Below are 451 nucleotides of genomic sequence, written 5' to 3'. Positions count from 1 at the left end.
GACCACCCCCGCACGCGCGGGGAAGACGTACGTGCCGTCGACTTCACTCCGTAACCAACCGGACCACCCCCGCACGCGCGGGGAAGACTTATCGGGGTCTATCTGCCGTCTGACCTGCTGTGGACCACCCCCGCACGCGCGGGGAAGACCCTGGTCGATCGCCCACGTCTTGTGGTGTGCGCGGACCACCCCCGCACGCGCGGGGAAGACACCAGGTAGTCCGTGCGGAACCGTGGATCCACCGGACACCCCCGCACGCGCGGGGAAGACTCGCGGAGCTCGGCGATCAGCCTCGCGGCCTCGGGACCACCCCCGCACGCGCGGGGAAGACATCGGACGACTTGTTTCGTCGCGATCGTGGGTCGGACCACCCCCGCACGCGCGGGGAAGACGAGGGGTTGCCACTAGCCTGGTCTCACGGGAGCGGACCACCCCCGCACGCGCGGGGAAG

The 451-nt window shown here is 70.7% G+C and carries 1 CRISPR repeat array.

The features are described from left to right. Positions 1–60: 60 nt before the first annotated feature. A CRISPR array of direct repeats spans positions 61–392; the repeat unit is 28 nt; unit sequence GGACCACCCCCGCACGCGCGGGGAAGAC. Positions 393–451: the final 59 nt, after the last annotated feature.

Origin of the sequence: Saccharomonospora iraqiensis subsp. paurometabolica YIM 90007, from assembly GCF_000231035.2 — a bacterium.
Taxonomy (GTDB): domain Bacteria; phylum Actinomycetota; class Actinomycetes; order Mycobacteriales; family Pseudonocardiaceae; genus Saccharomonospora; species Saccharomonospora paurometabolica.
This window is presented reverse-complemented; position numbering and strand designations above follow the sequence as displayed.